This is a genomic window from Corynebacterium sp. HMSC073H12 (genome assembly GCF_001837775.1).
GTDB classification, from domain to species: domain Bacteria; phylum Actinomycetota; class Actinomycetes; order Mycobacteriales; family Mycobacteriaceae; genus Corynebacterium; species Corynebacterium amycolatum.
In genome coordinates, this window is record NZ_KV834038.1 from 162,036 (window position 1) to 188,944 (window position 26,909).

Annotated in this window: 23 protein-coding genes and 1 tRNA gene; 4 read left to right on the forward strand and 20 right to left on the reverse strand. The window is 59.0% G+C overall.

The window, feature by feature from the left end:
• Positions 1–2: 2 nt before the first annotated feature.
• The 12 genes from HMPREF2708_RS07435 to rho all read right to left on the reverse strand — a co-directional run bounded on the left by HMPREF2708_RS07435 (position 3) and on the right by rho (position 12,309).
• Positions 3–983: a F0F1 ATP synthase subunit gamma gene (locus HMPREF2708_RS07435; RefSeq protein WP_070833713.1), complete on the reverse strand. Its 981-nt coding sequence runs from the start codon at positions 981–983 to the stop codon at positions 3–5.
• Between the two features lie 53 nt (positions 984–1,036).
• A complete protein-coding gene (gene atpA / locus HMPREF2708_RS07440) occupies positions 1,037–2,680 on the reverse strand; it encodes a F0F1 ATP synthase subunit alpha (RefSeq protein WP_070833714.1) in 1,644 nt (547 codons plus the stop codon).
• A gap of 54 nt (positions 2,681–2,734) precedes the next feature.
• Positions 2,735–3,553, reverse strand: coding sequence for a F0F1 ATP synthase subunit delta (locus HMPREF2708_RS07445; RefSeq protein WP_048735245.1), 819 nt, complete (start codon positions 3,551–3,553; stop codon positions 2,735–2,737).
• A 5-nt stretch (positions 3,554–3,558) separates the two neighbouring features.
• A complete protein-coding gene (locus tag HMPREF2708_RS07450; RefSeq protein ID WP_005509352.1) occupies positions 3,559–4,122 on the reverse strand; it encodes a F0F1 ATP synthase subunit B in 564 nt (187 codons plus the stop codon).
• Positions 4,123–4,153: 31 nt separating this feature from the next.
• Positions 4,154–4,408, reverse strand: coding sequence for an ATP synthase F0 subunit C (locus HMPREF2708_RS07455; RefSeq protein ID WP_070833715.1), 255 nt, complete (start codon positions 4,406–4,408; stop codon positions 4,154–4,156).
• 140 nt (positions 4,409–4,548) lie between these two features.
• The gene (gene atpB, locus HMPREF2708_RS07460) at positions 4,549–5,313 is read right to left on the reverse strand and encodes a F0F1 ATP synthase subunit A (protein ID WP_371326297.1); all 765 of its coding nucleotides are present in this window, start codon (positions 5,311–5,313) and stop codon (positions 4,549–4,551) included.
• A 456-nt stretch (positions 5,314–5,769) separates the two neighbouring features.
• Complete coding sequence (locus HMPREF2708_RS07465; protein ID WP_038628464.1) at positions 5,770–6,219, reverse strand: Cg1360 family ATP-synthase-associated protein; 450 nt, start codon at positions 6,217–6,219, stop codon at positions 5,770–5,772.
• Positions 6,216–7,457, reverse strand: a complete 1,242-nt coding sequence (locus tag HMPREF2708_RS07470) for an MraY family glycosyltransferase (RefSeq protein WP_070833717.1) — start codon at positions 7,455–7,457, stop codon at positions 6,216–6,218. Before HMPREF2708_RS07470 ends, HMPREF2708_RS07465 begins: the two co-directional genes overlap by 4 nt.
• A 73-nt stretch (positions 7,458–7,530) precedes the next feature.
• Positions 7,531–8,187: an L-threonylcarbamoyladenylate synthase gene (locus HMPREF2708_RS07475; RefSeq protein ID WP_038628463.1), complete on the reverse strand. Its 657-nt coding sequence runs from the start codon at positions 8,185–8,187 to the stop codon at positions 7,531–7,533.
• Positions 8,188–8,224: 37 nt separating this feature from the next.
• A complete protein-coding gene (gene prmC, locus HMPREF2708_RS07480) occupies positions 8,225–9,169 on the reverse strand; it encodes a peptide chain release factor N(5)-glutamine methyltransferase (RefSeq protein ID WP_070833718.1) in 945 nt (314 codons plus the stop codon).
• A complete protein-coding gene (prfA, locus tag HMPREF2708_RS07485; RefSeq protein ID WP_070833719.1) occupies positions 9,156–10,229 on the reverse strand; it encodes a peptide chain release factor 1 in 1,074 nt (357 codons plus the stop codon). The genes prmC and prfA overlap by 14 nt, the downstream gene beginning before the upstream one ends.
• Positions 10,230–10,338: 109 nt before the next feature.
• Positions 10,339–12,309, reverse strand: coding sequence for a transcription termination factor Rho (gene rho / locus HMPREF2708_RS07490; protein WP_070833720.1), 1,971 nt, complete (start codon positions 12,307–12,309; stop codon positions 10,339–10,341).
• A 514-nt stretch (positions 12,310–12,823) separates the two neighbouring features.
• Here rho and HMPREF2708_RS07495 point away from each other — a divergent pair.
• Entirely contained in the window at positions 12,824–14,542 is a 1,719-nt protein-coding gene (locus HMPREF2708_RS07495) for a long-chain fatty-acid--CoA ligase (RefSeq protein ID WP_070833721.1), read from the forward strand.
• A gap of 45 nt (positions 14,543–14,587) precedes the next feature.
• Here HMPREF2708_RS07495 and thrB read toward each other — a convergent pair whose 3' ends face one another.
• The 4 genes from thrB to argS form a co-directional block, all read right to left on the reverse strand.
• Positions 14,588–15,514, reverse strand: coding sequence for a homoserine kinase (gene thrB / locus HMPREF2708_RS07500; protein WP_070833722.1), 927 nt, complete (start codon positions 15,512–15,514; stop codon positions 14,588–14,590).
• Positions 15,515–16,849 carry a homoserine dehydrogenase gene (locus tag HMPREF2708_RS07505; RefSeq protein ID WP_070833723.1) on the reverse strand — a complete coding sequence of 445 codons (1,335 nt, stop codon included), beginning with the start codon at positions 16,847–16,849 and terminating at the stop codon, positions 15,515–15,517.
• Positions 16,846–18,264, reverse strand: a complete 1,419-nt coding sequence (gene lysA, locus HMPREF2708_RS07510) for a diaminopimelate decarboxylase (protein WP_070833724.1) — start codon at positions 18,262–18,264, stop codon at positions 16,846–16,848. The genes HMPREF2708_RS07505 and lysA overlap by 4 nt, the downstream gene beginning before the upstream one ends.
• Positions 18,265–18,329: 65 nt before the next feature.
• Positions 18,330–19,931 carry an arginine--tRNA ligase gene (gene argS / locus HMPREF2708_RS07515; RefSeq protein ID WP_371326300.1) on the reverse strand — a complete coding sequence of 534 codons (1,602 nt, stop codon included), beginning with the start codon at positions 19,929–19,931 and terminating at the stop codon, positions 18,330–18,332.
• A gap of 264 nt (positions 19,932–20,195) precedes the next feature.
• Here argS and HMPREF2708_RS07520 point away from each other — a divergent pair, with 264 nt between their 5' ends.
• The 3 genes from HMPREF2708_RS07520 to HMPREF2708_RS07530 are packed head-to-tail and all read left to right on the forward strand — an operon-like array spanning position 20,196 to position 23,292.
• Positions 20,196–20,984, forward strand: coding sequence for a (Fe-S)-binding protein (locus HMPREF2708_RS07520; RefSeq protein ID WP_070833726.1), 789 nt, complete (start codon positions 20,196–20,198; stop codon positions 20,982–20,984).
• The gene (locus HMPREF2708_RS07525; protein WP_070833727.1) at positions 20,984–22,558 is read left to right on the forward strand and encodes a LutB/LldF family L-lactate oxidation iron-sulfur protein; all 1,575 of its coding nucleotides are present in this window, start codon (positions 20,984–20,986) and stop codon (positions 22,556–22,558) included. Before HMPREF2708_RS07520 ends, HMPREF2708_RS07525 begins: the two co-directional genes overlap by 1 nt.
• A gap of 2 nt (positions 22,559–22,560) precedes the next feature.
• Positions 22,561–23,292 carry a LutC/YkgG family protein gene (locus HMPREF2708_RS07530; RefSeq protein ID WP_070833728.1) on the forward strand — a complete coding sequence of 244 codons (732 nt, stop codon included), beginning with the start codon at positions 22,561–22,563 and terminating at the stop codon, positions 23,290–23,292.
• A 149-nt stretch (positions 23,293–23,441) separates the two neighbouring features.
• On the opposite strand, the gene HMPREF2708_RS07535 is transcribed toward HMPREF2708_RS07530, so the two are convergent.
• The 4 genes from HMPREF2708_RS07535 to HMPREF2708_RS07550 all read right to left on the reverse strand — a co-directional run bounded on the left by HMPREF2708_RS07535 (position 23,442) and on the right by HMPREF2708_RS07550 (position 26,807).
• Positions 23,442–23,514, reverse strand: a tRNA-Arg gene (locus HMPREF2708_RS07535).
• 93 nt (positions 23,515–23,607) lie between these two features.
• Positions 23,608–24,399 carry an ABC transporter ATP-binding protein gene (locus tag HMPREF2708_RS07540; protein WP_070833729.1) on the reverse strand — a complete coding sequence of 264 codons (792 nt, stop codon included), beginning with the start codon at positions 24,397–24,399 and terminating at the stop codon, positions 23,608–23,610.
• Positions 24,399–25,574 carry a FecCD family ABC transporter permease gene (locus HMPREF2708_RS07545; RefSeq protein WP_070833730.1) on the reverse strand — a complete coding sequence of 392 codons (1,176 nt, stop codon included), beginning with the start codon at positions 25,572–25,574 and terminating at the stop codon, positions 24,399–24,401. The genes HMPREF2708_RS07540 and HMPREF2708_RS07545 overlap by 1 nt, the downstream gene beginning before the upstream one ends.
• A gap of 30 nt (positions 25,575–25,604) precedes the next feature.
• Positions 25,605–26,807, reverse strand: a complete 1,203-nt coding sequence (locus tag HMPREF2708_RS07550) for an ABC transporter substrate-binding protein (protein ID WP_070833731.1) — start codon at positions 26,805–26,807, stop codon at positions 25,605–25,607.
• Between the last annotated feature and the right edge of the window lie 102 nt (positions 26,808–26,909).

Here is a 26,909-nt window from a genome sequence, read left to right on the forward strand (position 1 = left end):
ATCTAGTCACTTTCTCCGCTGTCGTCGAGCGCACCGGCGCCACCGACGATTTCTGTGATTTCCTGGGTAATCTGTGCCTGACGTGCCTGGTTAGCAACACGCGAGAGGTCCTTGACCAGCTCGGTAGCGTTGTCCGTCGCAGACTTCATAGCGTTACGACGGGCAGCGGACTCAGAGGCAGCGGCCTCGAGCATCACTGCGAACAGGGTGCGGGACACGTACTGCGGCAGAAGCTCTGCCAACAGGGTGTCTGCATCAGGCTCGAATTCGTAGTCCGGCTTGAGGTCATCCGACCCATCGGTCAGCATGTCCTCGCCCTGAGCGATCTCGACGTCCTCGTACACTGGCTCGATTGGGAGCATCTTGTGTGCACGCGGAATCTGAGAAAGCATGGACACGAATTCCGTGTAGACAACGTGGACTTGGTCAAAGCCCTGAACGGCCTCGCCGTTGGTGCCACGCAGGCCTTCGCGGTACTTGGCAGTGCCCTCGGCCGTAGCGTTGAAACCATCAATGAGGTGACGACGCACGTCGTGGGTTGCGGCGTAGTCCGGATCCTGGGAGAAGCCCTCCCACGTACCGGCGAGCTCGACACCACGGAAGTCGTAGTAGTCGGTGCCCTTACGGCCAGTCACGTAGAGAACGACCTCATGTCCCTGCTCTTCCAGAGCGGTACGCAGCTCTGCAGCTTTCTTCAGGACGTTGTGGTTGTAGCCGCCACACATGCCGCGGTCACTGGTGACAACCAGGACTGCAACACGCTGGTTACCCTCACGCTCTACGAGCATCGGGTGATCCAACGACGAAGCCGATGCGAGACGTCCGATGACCTTCTCGATTTCGTCGGCGTACGGCTGGGAGTCTGCCACGCGACGCTGCGCCTTGGTAATGCGCGAGGTTGCGATAAGCTCCTGGGCCTTGGTGATCTTCTTGGTCGAGTTCACCGACTTGATTCGGGCTCGAAGTTCACGAAGATTCGCCATGTCCTATTCCCTCCCTTCAATTGTGAAAACGGTCATTGAGTAGCTCAACCTGCCTAGTTCTGGGCAGTCTTGCGGGAGACCGTAATCTGCTGCTTCTTGAGCTCGCCCTCATCGAGTGCCTCGACCGGGGCCTCGGAAGCCAGCGGTGCGCCCTCAGAAGTCTGGAAGGACTTCTTGAAGTTAGCGGTAGCGGACTTCAGAGCAGCCTTGGATTCGTCAGAGAGGGCGACGCCGCCGTCAATCTGCTCGAAGACTGCAGGCTGAGTGTCCTGCAGGTGCTCAAGCAGCTCGGCCTCGAAGCGACGGACATCCTCAACCGGGACATCGTCGAATTCGCCCTCACCAGCGAGGTAGATGGAGGTCATCTGGTACTCGACCGGCTGCGGGTGGTTTTCCTTCTGCTTCAGCAGCTCAACCAGACGCTGACCGCGCTCCAGCTGACGCTTGGAGGCATCGTCCAGGTCGGAAGCGAACATTGCGAATGCTTCCAGGTCGCGGTAGGACGCGAGGTCCAGACGCAGGTTACCGGAAACCTTCTTCATGCCCTTGGTCTGTGCGGCACCACCAACACGGGAAACCGACACACCGACGTTAATAGCCGGTCGGACACCCTGGTTGAACAGGTCGGACTCGAGGAAGACCTGGCCGTCAGTAATGGAAATGACGTTGGTCGGAATGAAGGCCGACACGTCGTTTGCCTTGGTCTCGATGATCGGCAGTGCGGTCAGCGAGCCTGCGCCCATGTCGTCGGAGAGCTTCGCAGCACGCTCCAGCAGACGGGAGTGGAGGTAGAAGACGTCACCCGGGTAAGCTTCGCGTCCCGGCGGGCGACGCAGCAGCAGCGAGATGGCACGGTAGGCCTCTGCCTGCTTAGTCAAATCATCGTAGATGACCAAGACGTGCTTGCCCTGGTACATCCAGTGCTGACCCAGTGCGGCGCCTGCGAATGGTGCAAGCCACTTGAAGCCTGCGGCATCCGACGCCGGGGCAGCAACGATGGTCGTGTACTCGAGTGCGCCCTGCTCCTCGAGGGTCTGGCGCACACCAGCAATAGTGGAGCCCTTCTGACCGATAGCAACGTAGATGCATCGCACCTGCTTGCTCGGGTCACCGGACTCCCAGTTAGCCTTCTGGTTCAAAATGGTGTCCAGGCAGACCGCAGTCTTACCGGTCTTACGGTCACCAATGATCAGCTGACGCTGACCACGACCAATTGGGGTCATTGCGTCGATGGCCTTAATACCAGTAGCCATCGGCTCTTCAACCGGCTGACGCTGCAGCACGGTCGGTGCCTGCAGCTCGAGGACGCGGTCCTCTTCAGCCTCAATGTCGCCCAGGCCGTCAATCGGCTGGCCCAGGGGGTTAATTACGCGACCGAGGAACTTGTCCCCGACCGGAATCGAAAGGACGTCACCCGTCCGCTTTACCTCGTCACCCTCTTTAAGCGACTCGAAGTTACCCAGCACCACAACGCCGACCTTGTCGGTGTCGAGGTTCTGAGCGACGCCAATAACGCCGCCCGGGAACTCCAGAAGCTCATTCGTCATGACCGACGGCATTCCCGAAACCTGGGCGATACCATCAGCTGCACTGATAACAACGCCAACCTCCTCGCGGGAGGCCTCCGGGGAGTAGCTCGAGGTGTAGTTCGCAATCGCGCTACGGATCTCGTCGGAGGAGATCGTCAGCTCCGCCATGTTCTTCCTGCTCTCGGTAATATTCTTCCAGTGATTAATCGTCTAAACCATCCGTCAGCCGAGGCCGACGCGCAGCTTCTCAAGCTTTGTTGAAAGGCTACCGTCGATGACCTCGTCGCCAACCCGGATGACCAGTCCACCGAGAATCGACTTATCGATCACGGTGTGGATGGACATCGCCTTGCCGTAGACTCGGCCGAGCTTGTCCGCCAGTGCTCGCTCTTGCTCGTCAGAGACGGCCGTGGCACTGGTCACGCGAGCGACGACGTGGTTCCGCAGGCCGGCGGCTAGCCGGGACAGGGAGTCAATGTCGTCCGCGGGGCGCTTGGATGGGCGACCAACAGCCTGCAGTGCCAGGGTCTCAGTCACAGAAGTGACCTTGCCGTACAGCACAGAGGCGAGGAGCCCACGCTTGGCTTCGGGGGTTGCGGCCTTGTCGGCCAGCAGCTGTTCAAGCTGCGACTGCTCAGCCAGGATGTGTCCCAGTTGGAACAGCTCAGACTCAACAGTCTCAAGCTGTCCTTGGCCTTCGGCAGAGCGAAGGAGGGCGCGACGGCCCAGCTCTACCAAACCCTCACGCATTTCACGCGGGGTGGACCATACCTGCGCGGCAGCATCCACGACGAGGTTAAGAGTCGTCTCAGATACCTTGCCCGCGAACAGGCTCCGGACAAGGCCGGAACGCTGTTCCGCAGTCGCCGAGGTGTCGGCGACAGCGACACGCAGGCCGCGGTCGGAGTCCAGGACCTCGACGATGTCGAAAAGCTCGGAACCAGTCTGAGCAGCCTGAGCAACAGCGACATTGTCGCCACCGATAGCGGCGTCCAGTCGCTGGCTAAGAGCTGCCAGGGATTCGCGGCTTGCTGCGTGCATGTCGCCTACTTTCCGGCCGGGGCCACGGTGTCAAGGTTGGACAAGAAGTTATCAATCGTCGACGAGTTACGAACGTCGTCGGAAAGCTGTTCGCCCAGAAGGCGCTCAGCCAGATTGATGGAGTTCTGGCCCATTTCCTTGCGCAGCTCTGCGACTACCTGCTCACGCTGGGCAGCGAGCTGCTTTTCACCGGACTCGATGATTCGTGCGCTCTCGTCATTGGCCTTGGTCGTAGCGTCTGCAATGATGCGCTGACCCTGTGCACGGGCTTCGTCGCGAATCTTTGCTGCTTCAGTACGGGCCTCTGCGAGCTGACTGTTGTACTTTTCCAGAGCGGCCTTAGCCTCGGCCTGTGCAGCCTCAGCGCGTTCAATACCGCCCTCAATCCGGTCCTCCCGCTCGGTCAGGACCTCCTGGAACTTCGGAAGAACGAGCTTCCAGAAGAGAACCAGGATAACTACCAGCGGGACAACGGACCAGACGATGTCATATGTCTTTGGCAGCAGCGGGTTGATGGACTCTCCCATCGGGAGGTCACCCGCAGCAAGCAAAAAGGTGAAATCTGTCATGGTTTACGTGTTCTCCGCTTGAGGTCCGGACTTAAACAAAAACGAAGCCTGCGACCAGGCCGATCAGGGCGAGGGCCTCAGTGAAGGCGATACCCAGGAACATGGTGGTACGCAGCTGGCCGGCCATCTCTGGCTGGCGTGCCATACCCTCAACGGTCTTGCCGGCGACGATACCGATACCGAGGCCCGGGCCCAGGGTGGACAGACCGTAACCGATGGTCTTCAGGCCAGCGTTGGTGTCTACAGCCTGAGCAGAGTCCGCTGCGGAGAGGATGACGTCGTTCATTATGAACCGTTCCCTTTCTTAAAGGATGGCCCCGGATTAAAGATTGTTCTAGGTACGACCGGGGCTTTGTGGGTCAAGTGGGTCTTGCTATTAAATTGGCGAGGCCTTGTTGCCGAATGTGCGGCCTCATTAGTTATGGGTTAGTGCTCGTCTGCGTGCAGCGACAGTTCGATGTAGACGGCGCTCAGCAGGGCAAAGATGTATGCCTGCAGGAAAATCACCAGCATCTCGAACAGCGTGAATGCTACCGCAGCGACAAGGGTCAACCCGGACAGGGCGGTCCAACCATTCAGCTGCCAGAAGAAGAAGTTCGTGGCACCGAAAAGCAGGACTAGAACCATGTGGCCCGCCAGCATGTTGGCCATCAGACGGATGGTCAGCGTAACTGGGCGGAGAACGAAGTTGGAGAAAATCTCGATTGGCACCACGATGAGGTGGAGTACCGGTGGCAAGTTCGGAATAACGACTGCCGACTTCACAAACTTGAAGAAACCCATCTTCTTCGAGCCCGCGTAAATGAAGGCAACGTATGCGAACAGGGCCAGAACCAGTGGCATACCGATTCGGGCGTTCGGCGAAATATTGAGGCCAGGAATAATAGCCGCAATATTCATCGAGATAACAAGGAAGAAGATGGTGGCCAGAACCGGAAGGAAACGACGCCCCTCCTTCTTACCCAGAATCTCCTCCGCGATGTGGATGCGGACGAAGTCCAGCATCAACTCCGCAACGTTCTGCAGACCAGTCGGCACGAGCTTCGGACGACGCATAGCGACGACGAAGAACACGGCGACGATCACGGCCATCAAAAGACGAACAACCATCAGGCGGTCCATGGCGTACCAGTCGCCACTGCCACCTAGGATGAAGCGATATTGGTCGATTTTCTCGCCAAGTTCACCCATTTGTTCGCCAAGTTCACCCGGGAAATACTCCTCCTGCAAGTTGGGTGAGTGAAACTCACCCCGCATCTCGGCAAGTGTTGTAACGCTCAGCGTTCTCTCCCGTGATTGGGCCGCTAGAACTATTGTCAAGCGGTGCGAAGGACGTCATTTAACGTGTCGCGCCGCGGATTCCATTCGCTCATCAGCACGGCGCTCACGGGGACCGTACCTGTGGAAATGATAGTTATTTCGATACAGGCCGTCTTACCCGAAACTCAGGATAACAGTTCTGACTCATTTTCCCCACCCGGTACACCCCCGCGTTTCCGACCCCGAAACCAACAAAGAGGCCGACGCCCCCTGTGGGTTTCGGCCTCTATTTGTGGCATCTTCTGCACAAACTCGTCAATATGCTTATTACCTGCGGTTTTAGAAGCGCATTACAGCCTCTCAGCAGGTCAACAAGTTATTAACGAGCTATTCGTCCTTCATTGGTTGCACATAAGTGAGGTTAGATTGCGACATTCCCCACACTTCTGCGCCCAGCGTCACCATCAGCGTAAGTACAACAGTGACGAAGAAAGTCATGTTGTCATAAAACTCAAGATTTCTAATAACGACCAAGACACCAATTAGTACGACAATCTTCAACAGCCAGCCCCCCAGCACAACAGCGAGCGTGACAGACGGGGAAGTTCGAGCAGTAAAGAGGATGCCTAGAACGGTAAGCAATACGAAGGTTCCGCTAATGCCCGCGCCAAGGAGTACGCCCCAAACGCCGGGCATACCGTTTTTTCCACCCCAGACCAGCAGCGAAAGCACGGTAATCACAGCGAGCGCAATTGCGCCCGAGCGAGCAGCAGCCAGCAGCGGTCGCCGCGAATCGTCGTATTTAGACTCGGGCTCCGGAGTTGTTTTTTCAGTCACGGTCGAAGATTGTACCTTCTGCGTCCACGTCGACGTCTCATAACCTGCCGGCTACCACTTCCCCTTCTGGGACGCGCTCCGCTCGAACGGTCGTCGGCAAGCGCATTGCGACGGCGGAGGGTGAAGATAACCGCGACAATGAGCAGGAACCCGAAGGTGAGAGCAACGAATTCGAAGGGGAAAACAGTGGTGGCAACGGCGGCGTACGCGACGACCGACACCCATAGGTAGAGCACCAATACCACGCGGCGATGACTGTGCCCCATCGACAGGAGGCGGTGGTGAATATGCATTTTGTCCGGCGAGAAGGGTGACTTGCCCTGGCTGACGCGGCGAACGACAGCAAGCAGCAAGTCGAGCATTGGCACGCTAATTGCGGCGATGACGACCACAATCGGTGAGATCAGAGCGATGACGTCGGCAGTGCCGTACATGGAGGGCGCGATGCGTCCCGACGCCGACACCGATGCAGCTGCGAGAAGCAGGCCAATCATCATGGCGCCGGAATCACCCATGAAAATGCGTGCGGGCTCGAAGTTGTGTGGCAAGAAGCCCAGGCAAGCGCCAAGGAGACACGCGGAAATCATCGCGGGTGGATAGGCAGAGACAGTGCCACCTTGGTCGTGAAGCATGACCATCGAATAGACAAGGATTGCCGCCGCGGCAATCATGCCGAGTCCCGCCGCGAGACCATCGATGCCGTCTACGAAGTTGAAGGCGTTAATCAGCGCCACAGTAAAGAGAACAGTCAAGACTGTGGACATGATTGGGTCGAGAATAAGCGTGGCACCGCCACTAAATGGGATATAGAGCAAATACCAGTTGACACCCATAAATGACATCAAAAGTGCCGCCGCAACCTGCCCTATAAGTTTAGTGATGGCATCTAGGTCAAAGAGATCATCCCAAATACCGACAATCAGCAATAGCGACGCAGCCGCCACAACTGCCCTCATATCTGGAGTCATGGGCGGAAAACCACGGGTGAGAGCCGGCATCACCGAGGCAAGGGCGATAGCTGCGACCACCCCGGAGTACATCGCCACGCCTCCGAGCCTGGGCTTCGGAATATCGTGGACATCGCGCGTGCGGGGCGCATCCAACCAGCCCGAGCGAACCAGCACATAACGCACTACTCCAGTGAGCAAATAACTGACAGCAGCGGAAACTAAAACGAGCATGGCGAGCTCGCGGATGGGCACACCTGCCCCACCCGACTGGGCTGCCAATAAGCTCATGTCCACCACTAGGTACTACTCACCCACACAATCGCTGCAGATACTAAACAGGAAAGACTTTAGGTAGCCAAGATTACTGCCCCAGCAGTCGCTCGGGCGTCGTACTCAAAACCTCAGCAACCGCCGCTGCTGACACAGCGCCTTCGCGCAGGATCCGCGGCACCGGAGTCGAGATATCGACAATCGTCGATGGGGTGCCAATCGTGGCTTCGCCGCCATCGACGTAGACAGCCGCTTCCCCACCGAGCATCTGCTTGGCACGTACGGCATTGGTGGCCGGCGCCTGGCCGGAAATGTTCGCACTGGACACGGCCATCGGACCAGTTCGACGCAGAATCTCAATGGCGATTGGGTGCAGTGGCATGCGCAGCATGACCGTACCCGCGGTATCACCAAGGTTCCACGGCAAACTCGGCGCCTGGTTCACAACCAGTGACAGTCCGCCCGGCCAGAAAGCCTCCACGAGTGTGCGAGCAGCTGGTGAGTATTCGCGGACGAGCCCCTCAATCGTGCTCCAGGAACCCACCAGCACCGGCACCGGCATATCTGGGCCGCGGTGTTTAGCACGCAGCAAGGAAGCAACGGCCTGGTTATCAAAGGCATCGCAGCCAAGGCCGTAGACGGTATCGGTAGGCATTACGACCAGCCGTCCTGCCTTCACAGCATCTACTGCTGCTGCAATTGCGCGTTCGCGGTTTTCATCTGTGCTGCAGTCCATAATCCTGCTCATCAGATTTTTGCTCCTGCTTCAAAGTTTGCTTTTAAGATCAATTCTTGCGTCCCACCGTAAAACGATCACGGCCTGCAAAGTCACGGCGGACCTCTACATCAGCGTAATCCCAGGTGTCCTTCAGCAGTGAACTGACATCACTGCCCGAAGAGTCATCGTGCTCAATGCCGATGACTCCACCCGGCCGCACCAGCGCATCCACTAGGTTCATCATAGGACGAATGACATCTAGCCCATCGTCGCCGCCAAAGACCGCAGAGTGTGGATCAGCTCTCACCTCGGGGTCAACTTCCGTGTCTTCGGGCACATATGGAGGGTTGGACACAACAATGTCGGTCTCGCCTACCCAATCTGCGAGCTCACCGCCATCATCAATCAACTGAATATCCGTGACATCGCCAGCAACTAGGCGCACACGCCCATTGCCATACGTCTCGATGTTCTTCGCAGCCCACGCCCGTGCTCGCTCAGAGAGCTCTACAGCCACCACGTCCGCTTCGGGTACGGCGTCGGCAATCGCCAACGCCAGCGCCCCAGATCCGGTACACAGGTCAACGATTTTCGGCTTGACGACGCCACTTGCGACCAGTTCACGGGCTCGATCGATTGCCCACTGCGCAAGCAGTTCCGTCTCTGGCCGGGGCACAAAAACACCAGGCCCAACCTGTAGTTCCAGGCTCATCATCGGTGCTGTACCGAGGATGTGCTGCAGTGGCTCACGAGCCACTCTACGGGCCAGCATCTCTGCCAAATTCTTGCGACCGGCCTCATCGGTGTACGGTTCGTCTCCGCGAAAGATGACGTCTGCCGGTCCCGCATTGACTGCGGCTGCAAATAGCGCCCGTGCGTCGGCATCCGGAGAAGCCAGCGCCGCGTCGTCAAGCGTGCGACGCGCATAGCGAAACAGCTCGCCGAGAGTACGGACGGAATCCGGTAACGTCGGCGAGCTATTTTCTGCGGGCGTGGGACTACTCGGCTTCAAGACGTTCAGCGCGCTCCGCGTCGTGGAGGGCCTTGAGCAGGTCATCCATGTCGCCACCCAGCACCGAGTCCAGGTTGTGAGCCTTGTATCCGATGCGGTGATCGGAAACGCGGTTCTCAGGGAAGTTGTATGTGCGGATGCGCTCGGAGCGATCCATGTTGCGTACCTGAGACTTACGCTGGTCAGAGGCGGCCTCGGCGATCTCCTCTTCCTTCATCTGCTGCAGTCGAGCAGCAAGGACCTGCATAGCGCGGGCCTTGTTCTGAATCTGCGAGCGTTCCTTCTGACAGGTAACAACGAGACCAGTCGGCAGGTGCGTCAGGCGAACGGCGGAGTCAGTGGTGTTAACACCCTGACCGCCCTTACCGGAGGAACGGTAGACGTCGACGCGCAGATCCTTTTCGTCGATCTGGATGTCCTCGACCTCATCGGGCTCCGGGTAGACCAGCACACCAGCGGCGGACGTCTGAATACGACCCTGCGATTCGGTGACCGGCACGCGCTGCACGCGGTGAACGCCACCTTCGAACTTGAACACGCTCCACGCACCGTCGCGGGACGGAGTCTTGGCTCGGATGGACATAGTCATGTCCTTCACGCCGCCGAGATCCGACTCGGACAGGCCGAGGATTTCGGTGGTAAAGCCGTGCTTTTCGGCGTAGCGCTGGTACATGCGAGCAAGCTCACCTGCGAAGAGGGCCGCTTCCTCACCGCCGGCACCAGACTTAATCTCCATAACGATGTCATCGCTGTCGTGCGGATCGCGCGGAGCCAGCAGGTCAGCGAGCTTCTCCTCAAGTTCCTCCGACTCAGCGGCGAGACGCTCAGCCTCAGCTGCAAACTCGGAGTCCTCGTAAGCCATCTCGCGCGCTGCCTCCAGGTCATCCTGGACTTCAGTCAGCTTCTTGTGAGTCTGAATGACCGGCTGCAACTCATTGAAGCGCTTGCCGACTTTACGGGCAGCCTTCGGGTCGTTGTGCAGTTCGGGATCAGCCAGCTGAGCCTCGAGCCCGTGGTATTCAGAGAGGATGTCGTCAACTGCGGAAACCTGATTAGCCATTGAATATTCCTTCAAATTGTGATGGGTGAAATGCTGGTCAGTGCTGTGGTTTTTTGGGAAAGCGCGGCGCTGTGTCACCGGCACCGCCCCCTCTTTTGGCTAACCCCAGCTAAAGCATGTCGTCCACATCAACGTCGGCGGCCATTGGTGCAGAAGAAGCCACCTGCATCAGGAATTCCTTGTTATTTCGGGTCTTCTTCAGCTGCTTAATCAGCAGGTCGATAGCAGCCTGCGACTCCAGCGCGGAGAGGATGCGACGCAGCTTGTGCATCACGCGAGCTTCTTCCGTGCTGAGCAGCAGCTCGTCCTTACGGGTACCCGACGGGTTGACATCCACTGCCGGGAACACGCGGCGCTCGGAGATTTTACGGTCGAGCTTCAGCTCGGCGTTACCGGTGCCCTTGAACTCCTCGAAGATAACGGTGTCACCTGCGGAACCGGTCTCCACCATCGCGGTGGCGATGATGGTGAGGCTGCCGCCTTCTTCGATGTTTCGAGCAGCACCCAAGAAGCGCTTCGGTGGGTACAGAGCATTGGAGTCCACACCACCGGAGAGGATTCGTCCCGATGCCGGCGAAGAGTTGTTGTACGCACGTCCAAGGCGGGTAATGGAGTCCAGCAGTACGACGACGTCCTGCCCCTGTTCCACCAGACGCTTTGCGCGCTCGATAGCCAACTCGGCCACTGCCGTGTGATCTGACGGCGGGCGGTCGAAGGTAGAAGCAATAACCTCGCCACGGACACTGCGCTGCATGTCGGTGACTTCCTCCGGACGCTCGTCGACAAGCACGACCATCATGTAGCACTCGGGGTTGTTCGTCGCGATAGCGTTCGCGATGTTCTGCAGAATCGTGGTCTTACCAGCCTTTGGCGGCGAAACGATGAGCGCACGCTGCCCCTTACCAATCGGCATAATCAAGTCGATGACGCGAGTGGTGAGGATCTTCTGCTCGGTCTCCAGACGCAGGCGACGGTTCGGGTACAGCGGAGTGAGCTTAGCGAAGTTCGGGCGCTGCTTTGCCTGCTCCGGATCGAGGCCATTTACGGTTTCGACCTTGACCAACGGATTGTACTTGCGGCGATTACGGCCGTTGCCATGAGTGACCTGGCCCGAGCCATTCTCCCGCGGCATGCGGACCTGACCGGTGACGGCATCGCCCTTGCGCAGGCCGTACTTACGAACCATTTGCGCGGACACCAGCACATCGTTAGAGCCCGGCAGGTAGCCGGACGTGCGCACGAATGCGGTCTTGTTATCTAGCACATCGACGATGCCCGCCACTGGCTGGAGAACGTCATCCTCGCGGATCTCGTCCTGACCGCCGCGCCCCCCACCGTTGTTATCGCGTCCGCGACGGTCACGGCGATTGCGACGGTTACGGCGGTTACGGTTGCCACGACCTTCATCGTCATGGTTGTTGCGGTCGTTATTTCGATTGTTGTTGCGACCACGACGGTTGTTGCGGTTGCCACGACCGTCATCGTCGTTGTCTCGATCGTGGTTGTTGCGATCGTTGCGGTTATTGCGGTCGTTACGATCACCGCGTTCATTACGATCATTACGATCGTTGCGGTTGTCTCGCTCGTCGCGATTGTCGTTACGTTCACCGCGGTCCTTACCGCTACCGGAATCGTTGCGGTTATCGTCGCGGCTATCGTCCTGATTCTCCTGCTCACGCTGACGAGCACGGTTACGACGATTTCGACGCTGCTGAGAGCGGGACATCTCCTCGCGACCATCCGCGTTGGCGTCGTCACGCTTGCCGTTGCCCTTGTCGCTCTTGTCGGCGCTCTTGCTGGAATCCCTGTCCGCGCTTTCCGACGGCGATTCCTTGGCATCCTTCGCCTTGGAGCCAGTATCCACAGCCCCAGCCGCAGCCTTCTTCGCGCGGGATTTCCGAGCAGGCGCGGAACCAGCAGCCGGGGCACCATTCTTGATGGCCTCAATCAGCTCATGCTTGCGCATGGCGGAGATGCCGCGAATGCCCTTGCTGGAAGCGATTTCACGCAGTTCTGCCATTCGGAGGGCCGCAAGATTCTCTGGGCCGCCTGCCGTGGCAGTGGTGTCCGTATCGGTCACGGATGTCCTTTCATCGACCTTCCCTGCAGTCACTCTCTACAGGGGCTATGTCATTGACACTTTTTCGTTCTTACTGCCCGCCACCGCGTGTGCTCCGTCGTCGAACCTTTACCACGGGAGGAAAAATATCCGCAGCTGGCGGGAAATTATCGAAAAAGCCAGGCAAAAGGCCTCGACGTTGAAACTAAACCGAGGCATCTTGCCTACATTATTTCCGCATCTCAAACCCGAGCTTCCGGGTTGAAGATAGTTAGGAAATTTTAGGTCCACAGCACCGCAAGACTATGTAGTCGCACTACTGATTTATGTGTTCTCAATGTCACGTTGCGCCATCGTGTTGTGTGAGCAACAGCGAAGGTCAACGGCATGCGGAGTACATGAAGAAGTACGTATCTTTCCGCGTATTGAAAACGACCTATTGCCCAAGGATAGTCACCAAATAGTCAGGTAGCAACACTAGTTCTCACCTGCGTTTCGCTAGGTCGCGGGGCTGCGAGTCGGTACTGTAGAACTCATGCGCAGTACGATGCCTCATATTCCTCTCAATATCGCTCAGATTGTGGAATACGGTCGCACCATTCACGGTCGGACTCCGGTGACCTCCTGGAACAGTGACGGACCCGAGACCACCACTTTTGCCGCCATCGCCGCGCGCGCAAGTGCGCTGGCACATGCACTTCGCGATGAGCTCGGTATCGACGGCGACCAACGCATCGCTACCCTGATGTACAACTGCGCCGAACACTTCGAGGTCTTCCTCGGCGTTGCCTCCATGGGCGCGGTATTCCAGCCGCTGAACAAGCAGCTCATGCCGGATCAGATTGTGCACATTATCAATCACGCCGATGACCAGGTCATCATCGCGGACCCGACCGAAATTGAGCTGCTCGCCGAGGTTCTTCCCCACTGCCCGCGCGTCCGCGCTGTCATCATTATCGGTATCGGAGATCTGTCCGACGTGGCCGAGCACCTGCCGGATGGCATCCCGTGGTACTCCTACGAATCACTCATCGACGGACGCCCTAGCCGCTTCGACTGGCCTGAGCTCGACGAAAACTCCGGCGCAGCCATGTGCTACTCGACGGGTACCGAGGGCGCACCTAAAGGTGTCGTCTACAGCCACCGCTCGCTGTACTTGCACAGCCTGAATATGCGCACCACTGACTCCTTCGCAATTTCGCACGGAAACCCGTGGCTGTGCTGTGTGCCCATTTATCACGTCCTGTCCTGGGGCGTACCGCTGGCCTCCTTCATGTGCGGGGCATCGCTGATTTTCCCCGGCGCGGACCTCTCCGCGCCGCGTCTGGCAGAAATCATCGAAACCTCAATGCCACGCGTAGCTCAGGGCGTGCCGACGCTGTGGATTAACCTCATGGCGCACTACCTCAGCAATCCTCCGAAGCGCATGAGCCTGCAGGAGATTTTCTCGGGCGGGTCCCCTGTTCCACCTGCACTGATTCGACTATGGGAAGAGCGCTACGGTGTCGACGTCATCCACTTCTGGGGCATGACCGAGACTTCGCCTATCGGTACCGTGGCACGCCCTCCGTACGGCGCCTCCGGTGAGGCCCGCGAACGCTACCGTGTCAGCCAAGGGCGTTTCCCGGACATCATGCAGTTCCGCATTGTTGATGACAACGACCGTGTGCTCGACCTGCATGACCGCAACCAGGGGGAGCTGCAGGTGCGCGGCAACACGGTCACCGGAGGCTACTACAGCTCTCCGGAGGCTCAAGCTGGAGGCACCGCGCACTTCTTCCGCGGTGCGGAGGTCGACGAGGCTAGCGAACAGTTCACCGAGGACGGCTGGCTACGCACTGGCGATGTCGGCTCGATTACTCACGACGGCTACCTGACTATTCATGACCGTGCTCGCGATGTCATTCGCTCTGGTGGCGAGTGGATCTACTCTGCCCAGCTGGAGAACTTCGTAATGGAAAGCTCACAGGTACTCGAGTGCGCGATTATCGGCATGCCAGATAAAAAGTGGGGTGAGCGCCCGCTGGCAATTACGGTGCTGATGCCGGAAGTTGAACCGAGCAAGGAGACCGCGGAAATGCTCCGCGATGAGCTGCGGCCAAAGCTGCCGAAGTGGATGCTGCCGGAATACTGGGCCTTCGTGGACTCAATCGATAAGACCTCAGTGGGCAAGTTCGACAAGAAAGACCTGCGCTCGCACTTGAGCGCAGGCCAGTACAGCATCGTGAAACTGAAAGGGCCGGGCGAAAAGTAGGTGGCAGACTAAGCCACCGGCTCGGCAGCTATCCGCAGTAAAGGCTTAGCCGTCGACCACGACCTTAACCGGCTCGCCGATTCCCAGCTCCATGACCTTGATGCCAGCCTCGCGGGCATCGTCCAAGATCTTCTCATCCACTGCAGTAGTTCCCAGAACCATACAGGTCGGGCCAGCACCAGAGAGGAATGCCGCGTAGCCACGGTTGCGCAGGCGGTTGACCCACTCTGCGGTCACCGGCAGCACGTCGGAGCGGTACGGCTGGTGCAGGCGATCTCGCGTTCCCTCCCACAGCAGTTCCGGGTGGGACTGCAGCGCTGCGGTCATAACCGCAGTACGGGAGACATTGAAACGAGCGTCGACATGCGAAACATCGCTCGGCAGCACCTGACGGACCGCATTCGTGGAGGCGTGAAATGCCGGTACGAGTGCGGTCGCCTGAATGGATTCATGCACCGGAATGCTCACTGCTCGGTACTGAGGTGCGGTGCGACCATCGACGGGCTTGTCAGTCCAGCTGACCACTGCTCCGCCGAGGACGGATGCGCCAGCGTTATCCGGGTGGCCCTCGAAGACCGAGGATTCCTGGATTACCTGGTCGTCGCTAAGCGGGAAGCCGGCCAGACCGTTAGCTGCAGCGACACCAGCGACGGCGGCTGCTGCGGAAGAGCCCAAGCCGCGCGACTGCGGGATGGTGTTATGGCAAATAACCTTCAGCCCCGGCGCCTCGACACCTGCGGCACGAAGGCCCGCGCGAATCGCGCGCACTACCAGATTAGACTCGTTGCGCGGCAGGTCGACTTCGCCCTCACCGTGAATCTCAACGACGACACCCGATTCGATGACCTCGACCTCGACAATGTCGTAGAGCGCGACAGCCAACCCCAGGGTGTCGAAGCCCGGGCCCAAGTTCGCTGACGAACCTGCAACCGTGACGGTGACCTTCTGACCCGGGAAAAGCTCCTGTGCCATTTAGATATCCATTCCTTCGATACGAATGACGTTGTTGACGGCCAAAACCGCGTCGTTGGCGCGCAATTCGTCGACCGTTGCTTCCAAATCCTTCTCCAGCGCCTTGTGGGTCACGATGACCAGGCGAGCGCCGTTTGCGCCCTCTTCCTGGCGAACGGTGCGCAAGGAAATGTTGTGGCCCGCGAAAGTGCGAGCGACATCGGCAAGCACTCCGACGCGATCATCGACGTGCAGGTCGATGTGGTAGCGCGTGCGAACGTCACCGAAGTCGAGGATCGGCAGGTTAGCGTAGGTGGAATCTCCCGGTGCGCGACCACCGTGGACGATGTTGCGAGCAGCTGCAACAAGGTCACCGAGCACTGCAGAGGCGGTCGGGTTACCACCAGCGCCGTTGCCGTAGAACATCAGACGACCAGCGGCCTCGGCCTCAATGAAGACAGCGTTGAAGGACTCACGCACAGTTGCCAACGGATGACGACGTGGAATCAGCGCTGGGTACACGCGGGCGGAAATGGACTCCTTGCCATTCTCGTCCGTGACCCGCTCACAGGTAGCCAGCAGCTTAATGGTGCAGTCTGCGCTCTTGGCGGCTGCGATGTCGTCAGCGGTGATCTGGGTAATCCCCTCGCAGTGAACGTCATCGGCAGTCACGCGGGTATGGAATGCCAGGCTGGCCAGAATAGCTGCTTTGGAAGCGGCATCGTGACCCTCGACGTCTGCAGTCGGGTCGGCCTCGGCGTAGCCCAGGCGGGTGGCCTCTGCCAGCATCTCGTCGTAGTCCGCACCGGTGGAGTCCATCGCATCGAGGATGAAGTTGGTGGTGCCGTTAACAATGCCCATAACCTTATTGACAGTGTCACCGGCCAGCGAACGGCGCAGCGGGCCGACGACCGGAATAGCTGCAGCCACAGCAGCCTCAAAGAAAAGGTCGACGCCTGAGGAATCGGCAGCCTCAGAGAGCTCCTCGCCGTGAGCGGCGACAAGTGCCTTATTGGCCGTCACGACCGACTTGCCCGCACGCAGTGCCTCCAGCACGACGCGGCGTGGGTAATCAATACCACCAATCACCTCGACTACCAGGTCAACGTCATCCCGCTGTACCAGCGAAAAAGCATCGTCGGTAAGAAGCTCCTGGTCCACATTCGGACGCGGCTTGGTCTTGTCGCTCACAGCAATACCAACGACCTCGACCGGGCCGCCGATGCGGCGCTCGAAGTCCTCAGCCTTCTCGTTGAGCAGGCGGTAAACCTCAGTACCGACTGTGCCAAGACCTAAAATAGCGACACCAACTTTGTGGCCCTCGCCCTTTCCAGGATTATTCGTTGCGGCAGTCATCGTGGCGTTTCACACTCCAGGCTTAGTAAGTCTTGTACGGTTTCTCGTCTTAATATTTGGGTCACTTGACCATCGCATACCGACACTACTGGTGGTCGCGTCAGCATGTTGTAGCGGCTGGCCATTGCGTAACAGTATGCCCCAGTCGCAGCCAGCGCGAACAGATCACCCTCGACAATGTCGTCCGGGTAGTTCGCGTCATTAATCAGAATGTCTCCCGATTCACAGTGCTTTCCGACGACACGGGTGGGAATCCTGGAACCTGATACTTCGCGATTAACGACGCGACCATCATAGTTCGAGCCGTAAAGCGCCGGACGAATATTGTCGCTCATTCCACCATCGACCGATACGTAACGACGGGTCATGCCCTCATCGATGGTCACATCCTTCAAAGTGCCCACTTCGTACACCGTGACCATGGACGGGCCGACGATGGCACGACCTGGTTCAACAGCCACTGTCGGAGTTTCAATGCCGATACGCTGCGCAAGCTTGTCCACGGCAGTGAGGATCTCGTCGGCAAGCGGAGCAACGTCAAGGGGCTGCTCGCCTGCGGTGTAGGCAATACCGAAACCGCCACCGAGGTCAAGGGTGTTGAAGTGTTTCGAGATTTCAGAGCCGTGGCGTTCGACGAGCTTTTCCACCAGCGAGAACACGCGCTCGGCCGCGAGAATGAAACCGTCGGAATCGACGATCTGGGAGCCGATGTGACAGTGCAGACCAATCAGGCGCAGATTGTCGTCCTCTTCTACGAGGTTGGCAGCTTCCAGCGCCGAACCGGACGCGAGGGAAAAGCCGAACTTCTGATCTTCGTGCGCGGTAGCGATGAACTCGTGGGTGTGTGCTTCCACACCGGGCTTCACGCGGACGAGCACGTCCTGCACCACGCCTGCTTCAGCCGCCACCTGGGACAGGCGACGCAGCTCCGAACGGGAGTCAAGCACAATTTTGCCGACGCCAGCGGAGATAGCATCGCGCAGCTCTGCGGTGGACTTGTTATTGCCGTGGAAGGTCATGTCCTTGGCTGGGAAGCCCGCAGCAAGAGCGATAGCCATCTCGTTGCCCGAGGCGACATCGAGATGCAGCCCCTCATCCATTACCCAGCGGGCAATGGTCTTCGACAGGAAAGCCTTGGACGCGTAGTGGACATTCTCCGCACCGCGGAAGGCCTTGGCCATCGAACGGCAGCGGGAGCGGAAGTCCTGCTCATCGACGACAAAAACCGGAGTGCCAAATTCTTTGGCAATGTCGACCAGGCTCACGCCGCCAATTTCCACCGAGCCGGGGTTCTCTTCGTCATCGCTTCGACGACGGGCGGTAGTTGGCCAGACATGCGCTGGTAGTTCATTGAATTGGGTGGAATCCGGGCGGGTGTATCCACCCAGCTCGAAACCATTGCCGTCGATAGGCACGAAACAGCTCTCTTTCTCCGTTACCCGGGCGGAGCAACGGGGTGTAGTTTTACGGGCGCGTTCGACTACATGCGCTCAGGTGCGGTAACACCGAGCAGCTGCAGAGCATTGGCCAGCGTCTGGCGGGTAGCCTCAGCCAGGCCGAGACGAGCACGGTGCAGCTCGGATACCTCTTCGTCGGCCTTAGGCAGAATCTGGCAGGTGTCGTAGAAGCGGTGGAAGACACCGGCGAGCTGCTCAGCGTAACGGGCAATGCGGTGTGGTTCCCGCAGGTCAGCAGCCGACTTGATGATCGCCGGAAACTCACCGATAGTGCGGATGAGCTCACCTTCACGGTCCTCTACCAGCAGGGAGAAGTCGGCATCTTCGCTGGTCACACCGGCCTCTTCGGCACGGCGGCCAATTGAGCACAGACGAGCATGGCCGTACTGGACGTAGTAGACCGGGTTGTCGCTGGACTGCGAAGCCCACAGCCCCAGGTCAATATCCAGGCTGGAGTCCACGGAGGAACGGATTAGCGAGTAGCGAGCAGCATCGACACCGATTGCCTCGACCAGGTCGTCCAAGGTCACTACTGTGCCCGCGCGCTTGGACATCCGGACAGCCTTGCCGTCGCGAAGCAAGTTGACCATCTGGCCGATGAGCACCTCGACGCCGTCTGCGTTGTAGCCGAGCGCGGCAGCGGCGGCACGCAGACGTGCGATGTAGCCGTGGTGATCGGCACCCAGCATGTAAATGCACAGGTTGTGGCCGCGGTCGAACTTGTTCTTAACGTAGGCGATGTCACCGGCAATGTAGGCTGCATCGCCGTCGGACTTGATGACCACGCGGTCCTTGTCGTCACCGTAATCGGTGGACTTCAGCCACCACGCGCCGTCAGCTTCGTAGAGTTTGCCGTTTTCCTTCAGAGAATTGACGGCTGCTTCCACCTGGCCGGACTCGAACAACGAGTTTTCGTGGAAGTAAACGTCGAAATCAGTGCCGAACTCGTGCAGAGACTCCTTGATGTGCTCGAACATCATGTCCACACCGATGGCGCGGAAGTGCTCCTGGACCTCTTCCTCAGAGCCCTCGAGTGCCTGCGGGTTCTTCTCCAGCACAGCAGCAGCAATGTCTTGGATGTACTCTCCGCCGTAGCCATCCTCCGGGGTCGGCTGGTTCCGAGCGGCGGCAACCAGGGAGTCGGAGAAGCGGTCAATCTGGCGACCGTGGTCATTGAAGTAGTACTCGCGGGTGACCTTGGCGCCCGTGGCGGACAGGACACGACCGAGAGCGTCACCGACTGCTGCCCAGCGGGTACCACCCAGGTGGATCGGCCCGGTCGGATTTGCGGAGACAAACTCCAGGTTCACGTCGAGGTTGGAGTTGAAGTCGGCATGACCCCACTTCTCCCCCGCTGCCAAGACGTCCTCGACGATCTTGCCCTGGGCATCGGAGGCCAGGCGGATGTTAATAAAGCCCGGGCCTGCGATGGTTGCTTCTTCGATACCCTCAGAAGCGCCGAGTGCTGTGGCAATTTCAGTTGCCAAGTCACGTGGCACCATCCCGACACGCTTGCCCAGCTGCATGGCGATATTGGTTGCATAGTCGCCGTGCTCAGGGTTACGCGGACGCTCGACGGTCGGGTTTTCCGGCACGATAGAGACATCGGCATCGTGGGAAGTCAAAACCTCGACGGTGACTTTTCGGACTAGTACAGCAAGATCAGCAGGATTCACGATTGCCTATCCTATTAGGTCAATCGCAGTCGTGGAAACATCAGCCACCAAAAGATTGATTTGAGGGGCATCTGCAGGCCACCGCCTCCGGCTGTCCTGCGCCGCTTTCACGATCCAGCCGAATACATGTTGGGGACAGATTTAATCCGGATCTAGGCGTAGCATTCAGGTAGGAAATTATTGCTTTACCCCTCAACCCTTTTTGGAGCGACTGTGAAAGTAGCACTTTTCGCGACCTGCATCGGGGACATGATGTTTCCAGATGCGGTGCGTGCGACAGCCAGAGTTCTCACGCGCCTAGGATGCGATGTAGTCTTTCCGCCGCAACAAACCTGCTGCGGCCAAATGCACGTCAACACCGGATACCAGAAGGAAATCCTTCCTCAGCTAGACACCTACGCTGATGCTTTTGCGGATTCCTCGATTGACTACGTTGTCGCCCCGTCCGGTTCCTGCGCCGGCGCCGTTCGCCACCAGCATCCGATGATCGCGGGCCGCTACGGTACCCGTGCCCAAACCCATGCGGCACAGGCCTGCGCGAACAAGACGCTGGATCTCTCCGAGTTCATCACCGATGTCGCTGGTGTGACTGACGTCGGTGCTTACTTCCCCCACTCAGTGACCTACCATTCCACTTGCCACAGCTTGCGGGTGCTCAAAGTGGGTGACCGTCCGTGGCGGCTACTCAGTGCAGTCGATGGAATCGATCTGCGCGAGCTGCCCGGCGCGGCGGAGTGCTGCGGTTTCGGCGGCACCTTCTCGGTGAAGAATGCGGAGACCTCCGCTGCAATGGTTGCCGACAAGACAGCCAATATCCGCGCTACGGAAGCGGAGTTCGTCACCGCTGGCGATGCCTCCTGCTTGCTCAATATCGGTGGTGCGCTGCGTCGCCAGGACTCTGGCGTTCATGCCATCCATATGGCTGAGATTCTGGCGTCCACCAAGGAGACCCCGTTTGATGTGCACAACCGCCAAGAAGCTTCCCTGCGAGGTGAGCAGTAATGGTCGCAATTAACGTCGGCATGCCAGCCCTTCCTCCACGCGCGCCGCACAACGTCGGGCATCTGCGCGGTACGCGCGGGTTCACGGCCGCGGCGCACGAGGAACTCAAGAACACTCGCATGCGCGAAAATGTCGGTCATGCCACGCGTTCGATTCGTAAGAAGCGCGCGCATGTCGTAGCGGAGAAGAATGACTGGGAGCAGCTGCGGCTCGCGGGCAGCCATATTAAGCGCGATGTGATGGCGCGTCTGCCAGAACTGCTGGAGCAGTTCGAAGAGTCAGTGACAAATGCCGGCGGTCACGTCCACTGGGCGCGGGATGCCGCCGAAGCAAACCGCATCATTACGGATTTGGTGAAAGAAACCGGCGAAGAAAAGGTCGTCAAGATTAAGTCGATGGCCACGCAGGAAATCGGCTTGAACGAAGCGCTTGCCGACGCCGGCATCACCGCCCGCGAAACCGACCTGGCGGAACTCATCGTTCAGCTTGCCGACGACATGCCGAGCCACATCCTGGTTCCTGCTATCCATCGCAATCGCGAGGATATCCGCGAGATCTTCCTCAATGGAATCCCCGGAGTCGACCCGGATTTGAAAGCCAATCCAGCCGATCTGGCCGAGGCATCCCGTAAGTTCCTGCGCGAGCAGTTTATGGAGGCCAAGATCGCGATTTCCGGTGCCAACTTCGGTGTGGCCGAAACCGGTACGGTGGCCGTCGTCGAGTCAGAGGGCAATGGCCGCATGTGTCTCACGCTGCCGGAAACACTGATTTCGGTGATGGGTATTGAGAAGCTGCTTCCCACTTTCCAGGACTTGGAAGTCTTCTTGCAGCTACTGCCACGGTCGTCGACAGGCGAGCGTATGAATCCCTACACCTCCCTGTGGACGGGAACCACGGACGGCGACGGCCCGAAGAATTTCCACATTGTGTTGCTGGACAATGGGCGCTCGGCCACCCTTGCAGATCCGATTGGGCGTGAAGCGCTGAAGTGCATTCGCTGCTCGGCATGCCTGAATATCTGCCCGGTGTACGAGCACGTGGGCGGGCACGCTTACGGTTCGGTCTACCCGGGTCCGATTGGTGCAATTTTGTCCCCGCAGCTTACCGGCATGGACTCCTACGATGATCCGAATGCCTCCCTGCCCTATGCATCCTCGCTGTGTGGAGCTTGCTTTGAGGTCTGCCCGGTGCGTATCGACATCCCTGCGGCGCTGCTGGAGCTGCGACACCGTAAGGTCACGGAGCACCGTCCGCCGGTGGAGGGCAAGCTCTTTGCCACGCTCGGGTTCATCATGGGCAATCAGAAGCTGTGGAACATGAGCGCTAAGATGGCCTCCCTCGCCCGCGTACTCGGGTTGAAGGACGGCGAGATTCACGCCCTGCCACTTTTCCTCAGCGGGTGGTCGGATGTGCGTGATACTCCGATTCCGCCGAAGAAGCCGTTCCGCTCACTGTGGGGTTCGGAGGATTTCTCGGCGCAGCTGTCCCGTGAATCGGCAAATCAGGTTCCGACGAAGATTAATGGGCTGTCGGATGGCAACAAGCAGCCCGACACGTCCGGCAAGGAGGCCTAGCGATGTCCCATTCCTCAGCATCCGCGAACATTGCCAAAAGCGAAATCCTCGAGCGTATCCGCAATGCTCAGAAGATCGCCTTCGAAGGCCGTGACTTGGCCTCTGACGCAGGCATCGTCACCGGCGAGCCCGGTACACATTTCAACATCCCCCGCGATTACGAACGCTCCTCCGACCTGACGGCCGAAGAGATTATTTCGCTTGCCGACGAACGCATCGCCGATTACAAAGCCGATGTGCGCCGCTGTGGGAGCTCGACAACTGAAATCAATGAAGCTGTGAAGAAGGCAATTGCTGATGTCGGGGCTTCATTGATTGGTATTCCCGAAGGCCTAGACCGCGAGTGGGTTGCGGGGTTGGAGTCTGGTGGAGGTAAGGCCACCACCGAGATTCGCGTCGATACCGGTTTCACCGCCGAAGAGCTGGACGAGCTCGACGCGATTGTCACCAGCTCTGCTGTCACCTGCGCCGAGACCGGCACCATTTTTCTGGACGGTTCGGCCACTTCTGGCCGCCGCGCGCTGACCTTGGTGCCGGATATTCACATCTGCGTTGTGCCGGCTTCCACGATTGTCTACGGCATCCCGGAGGCAATTTCCCGTCTACGCGAGAGTGATCCCACCGCTCCCATCACCATGATTTCGGGACCTTCTGCAACCTCGGACATCGAGCTTGCCCGAGTCGAAGGTGTCCACGGGCCACGCACGCTGATTGTGATTATTGCTGGCCAGTAGCACCAAGGTGAATTGTCATGGGCGACTCGAAGTCCTCCGCCAGGCTGTTCCGCTGGAAGAACGGTAACTAAACGTTTCCGCTAGGTGGCCACTAAAACAAAAATCCCTCAAGCAACCAGGAAAAACCTAATCACTTGAGGGATAGAACGTGCCCCCGAGAGGAGTCGAACCTCCGACCTTCGGTACCGGAAACCGGCGCTCTATCCACTGAGCTACGGGGGCGTGTGGCACAAGTACAACAAGTGCAACGAGAAACGATGTTACCACTTGGCTGGGGTGATTAGCGAAATGCCCCGCGCCCCAGCCAAATCTCCACTACGCGGCTTCAGAAACCTGGTCTTCCTCAATAGGACACACCACTGGCACGCCCTCGTCATCGAGTACGCGGGCTCGAATTCCGTAGACGCGGGCCAAAAGGTCCGGAGCGAGAACGTCAACAGGACTCCCCTGGGCAACCACGTGGCCGTCGTGAAGCATGACAAGCTCATCGCAGTAGCGGGCGGCGAGATTCAGATCGTGGATTGCGACGAGTGCCAAGGAGCTCTGTGAGGCGACCTCCGCGCGGACGAGCTTTAGGAGTTCCACCTGGTGACGCAGGTCGAGGGCGGAGGTGGGTTCGTCGAGAAGCATGATCTCGGGATCGCGGACAAACATCTGCGCGACGGCGACGAGCTGCCGCTGACCGCCGGAGAGCTCGCCGACGAATCTGTCGGCAAAGTGTTCAATGCCAACCTTTCGGAGAGCCACCGCCGTGTGCTCAATCTCGGAGCCACGCACCCGCAGACGCCCGGCGCGCCGCCCGGAGACCAGCACCGATTCGAATGCGGTCAGCGAGGCGCTAGCGGGCAGGTCCTGCGGTACGTAGCCGACGACTTCGCGCAGTTCGGAACCGATAACCCGTTCATTGCCACGGGTCAGAACAATCTCCCCGGACATGGGCTTTCGAATCCCCGCCAGCGTGGTCATCAGTGTGGACTTGCCCGCAGCGTTTGGCCCCAGCAAACCCGTCACCGTACCTGGCTTCAGCGTGCGTATTGACGCCCCGCGCAGCACCTTTCGCTTGCCATAGCCTGCAGCTACGTCATTGACATCGAGAAATACCCCCATTAGTTCCACACCGTCCTCTTACGCAGGAAAACCAAGCCGACAAAGAATGGGACACCGACGATTGCGGTAATGATGCCAATCGGCACTGCCACACCCGGCACCACCGTGATGGATACCGCATGAGCTGCCGCAAGCAGCGCCGCGCCTGCCGCCATCGATGCCGGGGCAAAGAAGCGCTGTTCTTCACCGACCAGCATGCGTGCAATGTGTGGGCCGACCAGTCCGATGAAGCCGATGATGCCGGCGAAGGCCACTGCGGTTGCCGCCAGCAGCGAGGCTACAATCAGCGTCGCAATGCGCAGCCTATCCACATTGATGCCCACAGCTTTTGCTCGGGCATCGCCAAGCCGCAACACCGTCAGCGCCCACGCATAGCGGATGGTGAACGGAATAGCGATTAGCAGCGCCGCCGCAATGATGCCGTTGGCCACCCAGTTCGCGCGCTGTAGCGAGCCCATCGTCCAGAACACAATCTGCTGGAGCGCCTCGGTAGTCGCGCGGTATTGCAACAGCGCCAACAGCGCTTGGAATAGAAACACCAGACCAATGCCGAGCAGAATCATCGATTCCTTACCCGAGCCGCGCCATACCGACGCCGCCGCCACAATCGCCACAGCGACGACGGATGATACCCAGGCCACCGCCGCCAGGTTGAACTGCGCATGCGGAATAATCACCCAGCCCAGCACAATCGATGCCGCCCCACCGAACGCCGCTGCAGCCGAGATACCGAGCGTAAACGGCTCCGCCAGAGGGTTATCGAGGATTGTCTGCATCTGTGCACCGGCAAGCGACAGCGCTGCACCAATCAGCACTGCCATCACCGATGCGGGCAGACGCAGCTTCCACAGCACCGTACGAGTGGTTTCGTCCACATCATTCGGGCTCACGATGCCACGGACGACGTCCCCCACGCTCAATGTCATCGGCCCCACAATCGTCGCCACCACAAACGCACACACAGCCAGACCCACCAGCACCGCGATGATGGCGATCTTCCGTGCCGAGCGTCGTCGGTACTGTCGCGCAGAGTCGTAGGTCGTGCTTGACGACGGACACTCGAGCTGTTCGGTGGCGGGCCGCGACTCTTGACCTCCACTGCCGTTGGTGGAGGTGGACTCGCGGGGTTCGTCGTCAAGCCCTGACGCGGGAGCGTGCAGATTGGTGTAAGTCATCGGATTCCTTCTTCGATGGTGGAAGATGGGTTACTTGGTCGGCTCCAGCGCGGTGAAGAAGGTGCCGCTGAGTTCGAAGGGCAGATAGTCCTTGTGGAACTCGGCGAAATCAGCAACCGGGTCGAGGTCAGCGAACTCCTCTGGGTGAATCCACTTGGCGAATTGCTCGAGGGCGAAGACGTTGTACGGCGAGTCGTAGAACTGGTGGAAGGCGGCGTACAGATCGCCCTTCTTCGGTGCGGTCAAGGTGTCAAAGCCCGGCGTCTTCAGCAGGCCTTCCAGAGTGCGCTGTGCGGTCTCTGGGGTGGCGGTGTAGCCGAGTTCGACGTGTGGCAGGACTTCCGGCTTCTTCGGGTCGAGCGCCCAAGAACCACCGGTGGCGATGATCTTCTCCGGCTGGACGGACAGGACCTTCTCTGCGGTCACGTCGCCCGATTCGGTGTCGAGGAGGCTGTCTCCGAGGTTCTCACCGCCGGCTGCTGTGACGAGATCACCGAGGTTGGACTTGTTGACGGTCGAGCAGCAATCCTTGAGGCCGGCTGCTCGCCAGACGAAAGTCTTTGGCTTGTCTTCGAGCTTGGCGGCACGTTCGGTGATCTCGTTGACGCGCTTTGTGTAGAAGTCGGTGAACTTCTTGGCATTGTCCTGCTCATCGACGATCTGGCCGAGGAGCTCGACGGACTTGGCGGTATTCTCCAGGGGCTTTTGCCGGAAGTCGGTGAATACGTACTTCAGACCTGCCTGATCGAGTTTGGTGAGGAAACCGGACTGCTCCGCGGCCTTCTTGTGGTCAAGGGTCATGACGACCACGTCTGGGTCGTGGGAGATGAGGTTTTCAACTGTGACATCGCCCTTGGCGATATTGCCGATGGTCGGCATGTCTTTCAGCTCTGGGGTCGTCTCGAAAAGCTTGGTTTCAAACGACGGTGCGCCCGAATGCAAATCGCTGCCCATGGCGACAACGTGGTCACCCGGGTTTTCTTGGTCAAGCATCGCGGTGACAAACATGGCGCGGCCTTCACCGAGCACGACTCGTTCCGGCTGCTTGTCGAAGGTCACAGTACGACCTGCGACATCAGTGACAGTGAGTTCTCCTTTGTTGTCGGCAGCCGTGTTCGACTCTGCGTCCGCACCGCATGCTGTAGCGACGAAGCTCAGCGCTGCACACCCGATTGCGGCCAGAGTTTTGGTCTTTGGCGCGGTTTTAGCCTTGGCGAAAATATTGACTCTCATGCGTTCTTGTTTCTGCCTTGTTTATTTCTGCGTAGCTTTTGGTACTTAGGGTGCGCAAAGAGAAGTGAACACTCACCCCTTTGCATTAGGCACGCCTTACCT

Bases quoted from the DNA above. Each gene is read 5' to 3' on its own strand.
- HMPREF2708_RS07530 (WP_070833728.1), top strand. From the start codon at position 22,561: ATGTCCCATTCCTCAGCATCCGCGAACATTGCCAAAAGCGAAATCCTC.
- HMPREF2708_RS07545 (WP_070833730.1), bottom strand. From the start codon at position 25,574: ATGACTTACACCAATCTGCACGCTCCCGCGTCAGGGCTTGACGACGAA.
- HMPREF2708_RS07525 (WP_070833727.1), top strand. From the start codon at position 20,984: ATGGTCGCAATTAACGTCGGCATGCCAGCCCTTCCTCCACGCGCGCCG.
- prfA (WP_070833719.1), bottom strand. From the start codon at position 10,229: ATGGCTAATCAGGTTTCCGCAGTTGACGACATCCTCTCTGAATACCAC.
- atpA (WP_070833714.1), bottom strand. From the start codon at position 2,680: ATGGCGGAGCTGACGATCTCCTCCGACGAGATCCGTAGCGCGATTGCG.
- HMPREF2708_RS07450 (WP_005509352.1), bottom strand. From the start codon at position 4,122: ATGACAGATTTCACCTTTTTGCTTGCTGCGGGTGACCTCCCGATGGGA.
- HMPREF2708_RS07550 (WP_070833731.1), bottom strand. From the start codon at position 26,807: ATGAGAGTCAATATTTTCGCCAAGGCTAAAACCGCGCCAAAGACCAAA.
- HMPREF2708_RS07540 (WP_070833729.1), bottom strand. From the start codon at position 24,399: ATGGGGGTATTTCTCGATGTCAATGACGTAGCTGCAGGCTATGGCAAG.
- HMPREF2708_RS07470 (WP_070833717.1), bottom strand. From the start codon at position 7,457: ATGAGCTTATTGGCAGCCCAGTCGGGTGGGGCAGGTGTGCCCATCCGC.
- thrB (WP_070833722.1), bottom strand. From the start codon at position 15,514: ATGGCACAGGAGCTTTTCCCGGGTCAGAAGGTCACCGTCACGGTTGCA.
- HMPREF2708_RS07495 (WP_070833721.1), top strand. From the start codon at position 12,824: ATGCGCAGTACGATGCCTCATATTCCTCTCAATATCGCTCAGATTGTG.
- HMPREF2708_RS07435 (WP_070833713.1), bottom strand. From the start codon at position 983: ATGGCGAATCTTCGTGAACTTCGAGCCCGAATCAAGTCGGTGAACTCG.
- HMPREF2708_RS07445 (WP_048735245.1), bottom strand. From the start codon at position 3,553: ATGCACGCAGCAAGCCGCGAATCCCTGGCAGCTCTTAGCCAGCGACTG.
- HMPREF2708_RS07455 (WP_070833715.1), bottom strand. From the start codon at position 4,408: ATGAACGACGTCATCCTCTCCGCAGCGGACTCTGCTCAGGCTGTAGAC.
- HMPREF2708_RS07505 (WP_070833723.1), bottom strand. From the start codon at position 16,849: ATGACTGCCGCAACGAATAATCCTGGAAAGGGCGAGGGCCACAAAGTT.
- HMPREF2708_RS07475 (WP_038628463.1), bottom strand. From the start codon at position 8,187: ATGAGCAGGATTATGGACTGCAGCACAGATGAAAACCGCGAACGCGCA.
- atpB (WP_371326297.1), bottom strand. From the start codon at position 5,313: ATGGGTGAACTTGGCGAGAAAATCGACCAATATCGCTTCATCCTAGGT.